The sequence below is a fragment of the Kitasatospora sp. NPDC007106 genome, from assembly GCF_040634455.1.
Taxonomy (GTDB): domain Bacteria; phylum Actinomycetota; class Actinomycetes; order Streptomycetales; family Streptomycetaceae; genus Kitasatospora; species Kitasatospora arboriphila.
This window is the reverse complement of record NZ_JBEYFP010000757.1, coordinates 1-2,783: the sequence shown is the minus strand read 5'-3', so window position 1 is coordinate 2,783 and position 2,783 is coordinate 1. Positions and strand designations below refer to the sequence as shown.

Annotated in this window: 4 protein-coding genes; 3 read left to right on the top strand and 1 reads right to left on the bottom strand. The window is 72.9% G+C overall.

Annotated elements, in window-relative coordinates:
* Window positions 1–44 precede the first annotated feature (44 nt).
* Window positions 45–431 carry a hypothetical protein gene (locus ABZ641_RS31940; protein WP_344625339.1) on the bottom strand — a complete coding sequence of 129 codons (387 nt, stop codon included), beginning with the start codon at window positions 429–431 and terminating at the stop codon, window positions 45–47.
* 193 nt (window positions 432–624) lie between these two features.
* Between ABZ641_RS31940 and ABZ641_RS31935 the strand changes: the two genes are divergently transcribed.
* The 3 genes from ABZ641_RS31935 to ABZ641_RS31925 all read left to right on the top strand — a co-directional run bounded on the left by ABZ641_RS31935 (window position 625) and on the right by ABZ641_RS31925 (window position 2,657).
* Window positions 625–972, top strand: coding sequence for a hypothetical protein (locus ABZ641_RS31935; RefSeq protein ID WP_359987471.1), 348 nt, complete (start codon window positions 625–627; stop codon window positions 970–972).
* A gap of 27 nt (window positions 973–999) precedes the next feature.
* Window positions 1,000–1,878: a nuclease gene (locus ABZ641_RS31930; RefSeq protein WP_344625337.1), complete on the top strand. Its 879-nt coding sequence runs from the start codon at window positions 1,000–1,002 to the stop codon at window positions 1,876–1,878.
* A 458-nt stretch (window positions 1,879–2,336) separates the two neighbouring features.
* On the top strand, window positions 2,337–2,657 hold the full coding sequence (locus ABZ641_RS31925; RefSeq protein WP_344625336.1) for a hypothetical protein: 321 nt from the start codon (window positions 2,337–2,339) through the stop codon (window positions 2,655–2,657).
* Window positions 2,658–2,783 lie beyond the last annotated feature (126 nt).

The window sequence follows — 2,783 nt, the reverse complement described above, 5'->3', positions numbered from 1 at the left end:
CCGGTGTCCGGCCCTCTCGGGTCCGGACACCGGCACCGCCGGGCTCACCGCTCGTTGCGGTCCCTGCCCTGCCCCGCGGCCATCCGGCGGCGGATCACCATGAGGTCCAGCGCGGCGATGCCGGCGAAGGCCAGGCAGAGCAGCGCGAAGACGGCGAAGGTGGTGCGGTTCGGTGCGACCCCCGTGCCGGCCGTCCCGGCGAGGACGGCGAAGGCCACGGTGCCGACCGCGAAGAAGCCGAGGAAGACCCGCGAGAGCAGGCGCCTCAGCTCCAGGTCGGTGCGGGCCGTGACCGGTTCGGTGCCGCGGCGCACCGGGCCCTGCGGCCACCACTGCGGTGAGGTGCGGCCCGGTCCGTGCGGGGCGTGCGGGAAGTCGTGCCGTTCCCCGGGCCTTCGGTCGCCGTCCGGGACGTGCTTCCGGCTGTTCATCGGGGGCTCCTTGCGGCCGCTGGTTCCACTCCGGCGGCTGCCCGCTGCGGGCCCGGCCACACGGCGCGGAACGGGCTGATTCCGGACGGCCGGGGCGGGCCGGCGCGGGAAGACCGGAAGGAGAGCGCCATGGCCGCCGACCGCGCCCTCACCGCTCTTCGCCGGCCTGTGCCTGCTGCTGGCGGCGGCCTTCGTGGCCGTCCACGCGGCCGCGTTCGGCGCGGAGCGGCAGCTCGTGGTGGGCGACACGATGACCGCCGTCACGCTGCTGCTGCTCGCCATGCTCAAGAACTCGGAGCGCCGCGCCGAGCACGCCGTCCGGCGCAAGCTCGACGCCATCGCCGAAGCCCTCCCCGAACTCCAGGAGGACGAACCGGGCGAGGCCCCCGACCGCCTGCGTGAAGCCGTCGGCGTGGCGGAACGGCTGTACGCAGGACCAGCCCTCCCGGGCTGCCTCGCCGGGCCGGCCACCGACGTGCCCACGCGGCCAACGCGCCGACGACACGATCCCACCGTTTGCCCACGGAGGACCTCACAATGAGTCACATCCCGGTGACAGGAGGACCTCATGACCATGATGCTCATCAAAGGCCACTACCAGATCAAGGACTTCGAGCCGGACGGCGACACCGTCCACTTCCTCCCCGACGACCCCGGCTTCTGGCTCGAACTGCCCGGCGACCACAAGATCGAACGGGACCCCCACGGCGGCGCCGCCCTCCGGCTCGACGGCATCGACGCGCCGGAGACCCACTACCAGGGGGTCGGCCCCGACTTCGTCCACCAGCCGCTCGACCTGGGAGCCCACGCGGCCCGGGACGCCCTGCTGACCTGGCTGGGCTTCACCGACGTCACCCAGGGCGCGGACGAGAGGGTCACCTCCGCCACCCCGGAGACCGTCCCCGGGTTCGTCCTCGCCAGCGGCGCCGACGCCTTCGGCCGCTGCATCGCCATGGCCGGCCGGGGCACGCCGATCCCGGACGCCAAGAGCGGAACGATCATCAAGGTCGACGTGCCGCTCCTGCACCAGACCGCCAACCACGAACTGCTCGCCCGCGGCCTGGCCTACCCGACGTTCTACTCGAAACTGCCCAAGGAACTGCGCCTCGACATGGCCGCCACCGCCCGAGCGGCGCAGGCCGCGAAGGTGCCCGGCAGCGTCTGGGCCTACGACGCCACCAACAGCGGCGCCAAGATCGAGGACCTGAGCTCGCTCACCGAGCACACGGTCGTCCTGCCGAAACTCTTCCGGCGCCTGGCCGACTACCTGCGCCTCTTCGGCCCCTCCCTCGACTCGCTCCCCGCCTACCTGGCCGGCGCCGACGACGAATTCTTCCTCTCCGAGCAGCGGACCTCCACCAGGGGCCTGCAGCGCGTCATCGACGTCAACGACAGCACGATCAAGCTGCGCCCCGCCATCGAGGACATCGTCTTCGTCGAGAAGTGAGCCCGACGGCCGAGCACCTCACCGGTGGACCGGCGCCCGACGACCGACCCGCCCGGATCCCGGTCCGCCCGCCGTCACACGGCCGAGGTGCTGCGGCCGGGCCGGGCGAGGAGGAGGCCGGCGGTGGCGACGTCCGCACGGGGTGCGGCAACCGGTGCTCCGGGCGCAGCACTGCGCTGACCAGCCCATATTCGCGGAGAGTCACCGGGCGGGATCTCCGATGGGGCTTGTCTGCACCGCGGTTGGGCGTAGCGTTGACTGTCAGTGTCGGAGTCCGTGATGAGAGCGTGGGCGCGCGGTGGATCGAGCACCGTCTCCGTCGCCGGCATACGGGCGGCGCGGCGGGTGGGGGCCACGTCGCCCCGGGGGCCACCGGCCGGGGGTGTGGGTTCGGCTCCTCCATCGACTCGCACGGACGGTGACCCCTCATGCGGGTACCCGGAATCCTCGCGGCATCCGTGGCTCTCTCCGGCGCGAGCGCGACCGCGGACGACGGCTGCATCAACGGTCGCGGCAACCACCCGCAGGCCACGAACAAGCAGACGGCCAGCGGGCCGGTCTCGGCGACGGGGGCGTTCAGCTCCGGCCGGAACGGCACGGTCTCGCAGACCCTGACGCTCCACCCGCCGGGCCCGGGCGGCTTCACCTGTCCGGGCGGCCAGACCCTGGTGCTGGCTGACGTCACCTACACGAACGTGAGCCTCGGCGACACCACCAACGGCGTCGCGGCGGCCATCCCCGGCACCTTCAGCAAGGTCTTCGTGACCTTCCGCAAGTGACCTCCACCGCCGGGTGACCTCTACCACCGTCCGGCCGTCACGGCGAACACCACCGCCGTGACGGCCCGCGGCCCTCGCACAGCGCGGCCGGCCCGTGCCCTCCCGGCCCGTACCACGGTGAAGGAG

Coding starts and splice junctions, on each gene's coding strand:
- ABZ641_RS31940 (WP_344625339.1), bottom strand. CDS start 431: ATGAACAGCCGGAAGCACGTCCCGGACGGCGACCGAAGGCCCGGGGAA.
- ABZ641_RS31930 (WP_344625337.1), top strand. CDS start 1,000: ATGACCATGATGCTCATCAAAGGCCACTACCAGATCAAGGACTTCGAG.